The following is a 7324-nucleotide window of genomic DNA, read 5'->3' on the forward strand; positions in this document are numbered from 1 at the left end:
TACGCATGTTCGTCACCGGGGCCGCTAACGCGACGCAGTGATCGATTTCGGTCCACGTCCGACGGCAACGACTCCCGACTGAACTATTTCTCGAATTCCATAGGGGTCCAACATCTTCAGCAACGCGTCGAGCTTGGAGCGGGTGCCCGTCGCCTCGACCGTCACCGCCTCGGGAGAGACGTCGATGACCTTGGCGCGGAACAGATTCACCGTTTCGATGACCTCGCTCCGAACGCTGGCATCGGCGCGGACCTTGATCAGGACCAACTCGCGCGCCACCGAGGAATCGTCGTCCTGCTCGACGATCTTGATGACATTGATCAGCTTGTTGAGCTGCTTGGTCACCTGCTCGAGCGGGAACTCGTCGACCGTCACCACGATCGTCATGCGCGAGATATCGGGAATCTCGGTGCCGCCGACCGCGAGTGAGGAGATGTTGAAGCCGCGGCGCGAGAACAACGCGGCCACGCGCGCCAACACACCTGGCTTGTCCTCGACGAGAACGCTGAGGGTATGGCTCGTGCTCACAGGTCCGTGCCTTTCGCGTCGTTGTTCATCGGGTGCGGCGCCTGCTCGCGCTCCATCGCGTCGTCGAGTCCTGGCTCACTGCCCACGGTCTCGTCCTCGTCGAACAGCGGACGGATGCCGCGGGCGGCCATGATCTCGTCGTTACCCGTTCCGGCGGCCACCATCGGCCACACCTGGGCGTCGGCACCGACGATGAAGTCGATGACGACCGGACGATCGTTGATGGCGCGTGCCTGAGCGATCACCGCATCCACGTCCTCTTCCCGCTCGCATCGCAAACCGACGCAGCCCAAAGCCTCGGCCAGCTTGACGAAATCGGGGATGCGCACGGCACCGTGAGTTCCGAGATTGGTGTTGGAGTAGCGCTCCTCGTAGAACAGGGTCTGCCACTGCCGAACCATGCCGAGGTTGCCGTTGTTGATGAGCGCGACCTTGATCGGGATTCCCTCGACCGCGCAGGTAGCAAGCTCCTGGTTGGTCATCTGGAAGCAGCCGTCGCCGTCGATGGCCCACACCTCGGCGTCGGGCAGGCCCATCTTGGCTCCCATGGCGGCCGGAACCGCGTACCCCATCGTGCCCAGACCACCGGAGTTGAGCCACGTGCGCGGCTTCTCGTAGTTGATGAACTGCGCGGCCCACATCTGGTGCTGGCCGACGCCGGCGCAGTAGATCGCGTCGGGACCGGCGAACTTGCCGACCGAGGAAATGACGAACTCGGGAGACATGGAACCGTCGGACGGACGGTCGTAGCTCAACGGGTACGTCTTGCGGATGCCGTCGAGGTAGACCCACCACTGCTCGAGGTCGAGAGTCGTTCCGGTGGCGCGATCGGCCCGCAGGGCCTCGATCAGCTCGGTGATGACCTCGCCGCAGTCGCCCACGATCGGCACGTCCGCGTATCGGTTCTTGCCGATCTCGGCCGGGTCGATGTCGGCGTGGATGACCTTGGCATCGGGAGCGAAGGACGAGAGCTGACCGGTGACGCGGTCGTCGAACCGGGCACCGAGCGTGATCAGCAGGTCGCTGCGCTGCAGAGCGGCGACCGCCGCGACGGTGCCGTGCATACCGGGCATGCCCAGGTTCAGCTGGTGGGTGTCGGGAAATGCCCCGCGCGCCATCAGCGTCGTGACGACCGGGATGCCGGTCAGTTCTGCGAGCTCGAGCAGTTCTGCCGAGGCGTTGGCCTTGATGACGCCGCCACCGACGTACAGCACCGGCTGCTTGGCATCGGCGATGTAGCGTGCCGCTTCGCGAACCTGCTTGCCGTGCGGCTTGGTGACCGGGCGGTAGCCGGGCAGACGCATTTCCGGCGGCCACGAGAACGTGGTCTGCGCCTGCAGCACATCCTTCGGGATGTCGACGAGGACGGCACCGGGACGACCCGACGCGGCGATGTAGAACGCCTCGGCCATGATGCGCGGGATGTCCGCACCGTCGGTGATCAGGAAGTTGTGCTTGGTGATGGGCATCGTGATACCCGAGATGTCGGCTTCCTGGAACCCATCGGTACCGATGAGGCTGCGGGCGACCTGACCGGTGATCGCGACGATGGGAACCGAGTCCATCTGCGCGTCGGCCAACGGGGTGACGAGGTTGGTCGCGCCCGGGCCGGACGTCGCCATGCAGACGCCGACCTTGCCGGTCGCCTGGGCGTAGCCGGTGGCGGCATGACCCGCACCCTGCTCGTGGCGAACGAGCACGTGGCGCACCTTGACGGAGTCGAAGAGCGGGTCGTAGACCGGGAGAACCGCGCCACCGGGAATGCCGAATACGGTGTCGACGTCGAGTTCTTCGAGAGCTCGTACGACCGACTGTGCGCCGCTGACCTTCTCGGGTGCGACGTGGCGTCGCGATCCGTTGGTCGCCGCGTCTGCGGACGGGTTGCTGGTCGACGGGCTCGTGGCTGTCCCCGACTTACGTGTCGTGGGCCCTGGGCGTGCGGTTGGTGCGCTCACTGATTGCTTCCTCAGGAATGTGAAATTGCTGGGCGATCTCTGGGCAAGAAAAAACCCCCGTCAGCGTGAGCTGTACGAGGGTGGCGCGTCGATGCGAGTTTGAACAACCGGCTCAGGCGTTGACGCGCCGGCCGATTACGAGTATCCAATTCCGCTTCACGCACTGAACGGTAGGCGCGCGCACAGGGAAGAGTCAAACTCGTCACGACGCAATCCCATTATGTGAGATCGCGTAGATGCAATGCGAAGATGAATGGGTGTCGTCTTCGCAGCAGTCCGAACCACCTCGGCCATCATCCCACACCGGTTCCGAGCAACCGAACAGTGCCGACGGGCCACCGCCGTCGAGCAGGCAGGTCATCCGCCTCCCGCGTCTGGCCCTGATCGGCGTCGGGTTGCTCCTGTTCAGTACCTCTCTGCCTGCAGCGAGCTGGCCCGCCGCACTGGGCTGGCTGCTGATTCTGCCGATCGTCGCGTGCATCTGGGTGCTGCGTGTGCGCACCGTCATCACCCCCGAGGCGATCACGGCCCGCCGTTTCATCGGCTCCGACGTCATCGAGTGGGAGTCCGTGGTCGGACTGCACTTCCCCGATCGCCGCTGGGCACGCGTGGTGCTCACCGACAAGACGGAGAAGTCACTTCCGCTCGTGCGGTTCGATCGGCTCCCCCAACTCGCGGCCGCCAGCGGCGGTCGCATCACCGACCCCTATGCCGCGGCAGCTGCGGCGGAGGATCAGGCACGCGCAGAGGCCGAGAATGCCGAGCACGACGACGAACAGGCACCGAAGGATCGCTGACGAGGGGCCGAGTAACCTCCTCGTTGCGATCACCGCTGCAACGAACGAGGAACTGCACTATGCCGCCGCTACGCTCACGGGTCACCACTGTCGGACGCAATGCTGCGGGCGCGCGCTCGCTGTGGCGCGCCACCGGAATGACCGATTCGGATTTCGGTAAACCGATCGTCGCCATCGCGAACTCGTACACCCAGTTCGTACCCGGCCACGTTCACCTGAAGAACGTCGGCGAGATCGTCGCCGACGCCGTCCGCGCGGCAGGCGGAGTCCCTCGCGAGTTCCACACCATCGCCGTCGACGACGGAATCGCCATGGGGCACGGGGGCATGCTGTACTCGCTGCCCAGCCGCGAGATCATCGCCGACTCGGTCGAGTACATGGCCAACGCCCACACTGCGGACGCACTCGTGTGCATCTCCAACTGCGACAAGATCACCCCCGGCATGCTCAACGCGGCCATGCGATTGAACATCCCGGCGGTGTTCGTCTCCGGTGGGCCGATGGAGGCCGGTAAAGCGGTGGTCGTCGGAGGGGTCGCGCAGGCACCCACCGACCTGATCACCGCGATCTCTGCCAGCGCGAACGATGCCGTATCCGAAGAGGGCCTGGACGAGGTCGAGCGCAGCGCGTGCCCTACATGCGGGTCCTGCTCGGGCATGTTCACCGCCAACTCGATGAACTGTCTCACCGAAGCGCTCGGGCTGGCGTTGCCCGGCAACGGCTCCACTCTGGCCACCCACGAGGCCCGCCGCGCCCTGTTCACCCGGGCCGGCACGACCATCGTCGAGGCGGCGATCAAGTACTACCGGGACGAGGACGAGTCGGTGCTGCCCCGCAACATCGCCACCCCGGCGGCATTCCGCAACGCGATGGCACTGGACGTGGCGATGGGCGGCTCGACCAACACCGTGCTGCACACGCTCGCGGCGGCGCAGGAGGGCGAGGTCGATTTCGATCTCGACACCATCGACGGCATCAGCCGCAAGGTGCCGTGTCTGGCCAAGGTGTCCCCCAATTCGGATTACCACATGGAAGACGTGCACCGGGCGGGTGGAATTCCCGCCCTGCTGGGTGAACTGCGGCGTGCGAATCTGCTCGAGACCGACGTCTCGACCGTCCACACGAAGAGCTTCGACGAGTGGCTCGACACGTGGGACATCCGCTCCGGTGCCGCATCCGACGAGGCGATCGAGCTGTTCCATGCCGCTCCCGGCGGTGTCCGAACCGTCGAACCGTTCTCCACGAGCAATCGCTGGTCCTCCCTCGACACCGACGCCGCGGGTGGTTGCATCCGCGATCTAGAACACGCCTACACGGTCGAGGGCGGTCTGGTGGTGCTGCGCGGCAACATTGCCGTCGACGGCGCGATTCTGAAGACCGCGGGCATCGACGAGGACCTCTTCTCGTTCCAGGGACCTGCGCTGGTCGTCGAGTCTCAGGAAGAAGCCGTCTCGGCCATCCTGCAGAAGAAGATCCAACCCGGTGACGTGCTCGTCGTGCGGTACGAGGGACCCAAGGGTGGACCGGGAATGCAGGAGATGCTGCACCCGACGGCGTTCCTCAAGGGTGCCGGTCTGGGCAAGGTCTGTGCCCTGATCACCGACGGACGGTTCTCCGGCGGTACGTCGGGCCTGTCCATCGGACACATCTCCCCCGAGGCTGCGGCCGGCGGCGTGATCGGCCTCGTCGAGAACGGCGACCAGGTCCGCATCGACGTCGCCACGCGCACGCTCGAGATCCTCGTCGACGAGGAAACTCTGGAGACTCGACGCGCGAAGATGCTCGCGTCCGAGCGGCCGTGGCAGCCGGTCGACCGACAGCGCACGGTCACGACGGCGCTGCGCGCGTACGCCGCACTGGCGACATCCGCGGACAAGGGTGCTGTGCGCTACGTGCCCTGAGCAGATTAAAAGACATGTGAGTGGTTCCTCGTAGCAGGGTACGAGGAACCACTCACATGGTTGGTTGTCGACCGGATCAGCGGACGACCGGATTCGCTCCGTTGAGGAAGATCCAGATGCACACGCCCGCAGCGATTCCCACCGCGAGTGCGAGGAACGATCCGATGCGCGGGCGGGTCGCCCAACCGCGGCGGCCGTCGAACGCGATCTTTCCGGGTCCGGTGAGAATGATGGCCGCGGCCGCGAAGCCGAGAACGGTTTCGTACTCCACGCCGGTGGCACCGGAGAACTGCAGCCCCGGCTCCGCCACCTGCTTGAAGCACCAGGCGTTGATGATGGTCGCCAACACAGCTGCACCGGCCAGCGGCGTCGCCAGTCCCAGGATCAGCAGTGCGCCGCCGAGGGTTTCGCCGGCCGCGGCCGCGATGGCGAGGATCTCCGGGTATCGGAACCCGGACTCCTCCAGGAGATTCTGAAATCCGTCCAGCCCGGGACCGTTCCACAATCCGACGAGCTTCTGCAGTCCGTGCCCGAGGAACACTGCTCCGATGGCGACGCGTAGGACGAACAGGCCCAGATCGGTGGTGCCGCGTCGGGCCGGAACTTCCACGGTCTCGGTGCGCACCGGGGCTGCCGGGGCAGCGACCGTCGAATCGGAGGACTCACCGAGATACTCCGTCGGACGATCCGAGTACGCGTTCGAGGTGGCACCGGCCGTCGTAGCCGTCGTAGGCGTCTGGGTCGGCGAGTCGGCGAAAGCCGACGGACGGTACGTCGGGATCTTCTCTGTCGGTGCCGCATCGGTGCTCCGCTTGTCGGATGCGGAGGAATGCGGGAAGTCCAACTCGTCGTCGGTTCGGGGCAGACGATCCGAACGCTGCGCACCGAACGCTGTGGTCGATGCACCGGACGCGTCGGAACCCGAACGCGTGGGCGAAATCTTCTCGGTGGGGTTGTCGTACGGGCTCTCGGCCGGTTCGTACGAGGGATCCTGCTGGTTGGGGTCACGCGGTGTATCGGTCACCTCCCCACACTAAGGCCGACAACCCCGCGCCACCGACGTTGACGCTCACGGCCGCGTGGCGCGTCGGACTCGACGTTCCGTAACGTTCGAACCATGAAGCCGCTCGGAGCATCGTCACGAACTGCCCGCGCGGCTGTCGTCGCCCTGTCGACGACGGCTGTTCTGCTCGCCGGGTGCGCCCGATTCGACGACTCCAACTCGTCCCCGTTCACTCCCGCGCCGGATGTCGGAGCTGCCGAACTCAAACCCACCACACCCAGCGAGACCTCGCCCCCGGCGGGTCCGAACGCCCCGCAGCCCGTATCGGGACCGTGCGTGGATCCCGACCCGGCAGTGATCGCCACCTGCCTCGACACCACGGGCGGACTCGTAGCTCTTCCCGACGGCCAGAGCAGCCTCGTGGCAGAACGCAGGACCGGCCGCATCATGGAGGTCACCGCAGGCCGGACGCCACAGCAGGTGGCCACGATCCCCGTCGACGGCACCGGCGACGGGGGCCTGCTGGACATCGCGCTCTCGCCCACGTACGCCGAGGATAAACTGCTCTACGCGCTGATCACGACGGCGTCGGATACGCGGGTCGTTCGGCTCGCGCAGGGGGACGTACCCAAGGACATCTTGACCGGGATCCCCCGCGGGGCCGCGGGAGTCCGAGGTTCCCTCGAGTTCTACACGCCGAACGAACTTCTGGTGTTGACCGGCGACAACGGCGATGCCGTGGCCGCCGCGGATCCGAACTCGTTGTCCGGCAAGCTGTTACGCGTGACGTCACTGTCGCCGACTCCTACTCCCCCGCGGCCGGGGATCGCGCTCAGCGGTATCGGCACAGCGGGCGACGTGTGCACCGACGGCAGCGGAAACATCTACGTCACCGACCGCACCGCCACCGAGGATCGCCTGCAGCGCATCGACAAGCTGGGAGCAGTGTTCTCCCCGGTGTGGACCTGGCCCGACCGTCCGGGTGTGGCCGGGTGTGCCGCCGGTCAGAGCGGCGTCGCGGTTGCCCTGACCACAGCGAAAGCTGTTGCAGCACTGGCCACGGACCCGAACACCGGAGCGGTCTCGGCCGAGCCGACCCTGTTGATCCAGGACAAGTACGGGCAGTTGAACGGGGCTACC

6 protein-coding genes are annotated in these 7324 nt (G+C 66.1%); 3 read left to right on the top strand and 3 right to left on the bottom strand.

Translation table 11 applies throughout. The annotated features are described in order from the left end of the window. Positions 1-24: 24 nt before the first annotated feature. Positions 25-528, bottom strand: coding sequence for an acetolactate synthase small subunit (gene ilvN / locus VF34_RS18710; protein ID WP_008717436.1), 504 nt, complete (start codon positions 526-528; stop codon positions 25-27). After that, on the bottom strand, positions 525-2483 hold the full coding sequence (locus VF34_RS18715; protein WP_032366369.1) for an acetolactate synthase large subunit: 1959 nt from the start codon (positions 2481-2483) through the stop codon (positions 525-527). Before VF34_RS18715 ends, ilvN begins: the two co-directional genes overlap by 4 nt. A gap of 257 nt (positions 2484-2740) precedes the next feature. Here VF34_RS18715 and VF34_RS18720 point away from each other — a divergent pair, with 257 nt between their 5' ends. Together VF34_RS18720 and ilvD are read left to right on the top strand one after the other, a co-directional pair. Beyond that, positions 2741-3280: a PH domain-containing protein gene (locus VF34_RS18720; RefSeq protein WP_179274019.1), complete on the top strand. Its 540-nt coding sequence runs from the start codon at positions 2741-2743 to the stop codon at positions 3278-3280. Positions 3281-3339: 59 nt separating this feature from the next. Beyond that, complete coding sequence (gene ilvD, locus VF34_RS18725) at positions 3340-5181, top strand: dihydroxy-acid dehydratase (protein ID WP_032370767.1); 1842 nt, start codon at positions 3340-3342, stop codon at positions 5179-5181. 76 nt (positions 5182-5257) lie between these two features. On the opposite strand, the gene VF34_RS18730 is transcribed toward ilvD, so the two are convergent. Further along, on the bottom strand, positions 5258-6205 hold the full coding sequence (locus VF34_RS18730; protein WP_032370766.1) for a DoxX family protein: 948 nt from the start codon (positions 6203-6205) through the stop codon (positions 5258-5260). A gap of 93 nt (positions 6206-6298) precedes the next feature. On the opposite strand from VF34_RS18730, the gene VF34_RS18735 reads away from it, so the two are divergent. Then, the coding region (locus tag VF34_RS18735; protein WP_045841955.1) for a PQQ-dependent sugar dehydrogenase at positions 6299-7324 on the top strand (1026 nt) is incomplete at its 3' end.

Source organism: Rhodococcus sp. PML026 (assembly GCF_000963615.1).
GTDB classification, from domain to species: Bacteria; Actinomycetota; Actinomycetes; order Mycobacteriales; family Mycobacteriaceae; genus Rhodococcoides; species Rhodococcoides fascians.